1 protein-coding gene is annotated in these 699 nt (G+C 42.2%); it reads left to right on the forward strand.

The window, feature by feature from the left end; all coding sequences use genetic code 11:
* The first annotated feature begins 48 nt into the window (after positions 1 to 48).
* Positions 49 to 564, forward strand: coding sequence for a shikimate kinase (locus ACRCJ0_RS17690; RefSeq protein ID WP_420085656.1), 516 nt, complete (start codon positions 49 to 51; stop codon positions 562 to 564).
* Positions 565 to 699: the final 135 nt, after the last annotated feature.

Here is a 699-nt window from a genome sequence, read left to right on the forward strand (position 1 = left end):
CTTTAAGCGCGTAAGTCACCCAATTGGAAATGGAAGGTCGATCAAAGGATGCCAATCATATTAACAGGATTTATGGGTGTCGGAAAGTCAACAGTCGGGCGCATTTTGGCCAACAAGTTAGGGGTCCCATTTGTGGACATGGACTTCTATATCGAGGCCCGTCGAGGTCAGACGATTGCAGAAATCTTTGATCAAATTGGAGAATCAGGTTTTAGATTATTGGAGTTTCAAATCTTGACGGAATTACTACAGGCTGAAGAAAATGCTGCTCTAGTGATTTCAACCGGTGGTGGTATTGTGGAAACGGCTGAGTGCCGCCAACTGCTAGCCCAACAAGATAAGGTTTTCTACTTACAAGATACCTTTGAAACCTCGTGGCAACGGATTAATCGTGGTGGTCACGGTAACAATGACCGCCCCTTAGTCAATGCTAATAGTAAAAGTCAGATGGCTGCCAAGTATGAACGACGAATTCCTTTATACGAGGAAGCGTCGAATTACCTACTGGATGTTCGTCAAACCGATGCATATGAAACCGCAGAAGTAATTATAAAAATGAGTTAAACTGGATAATTTGAATCTACTTGTATAAAGAGGAGGTGTCAGCTTAAGTGCGGGCCTCCTTTTTTCATGCAAAAAAAGGCGAAACTATGACAACTTATACAGTATTTGCATAATCGTCGTTTACCTTTAGTTCAG

The sequence above is a fragment of the Aerococcus sp. L_32 genome (genome assembly GCF_050689315.1).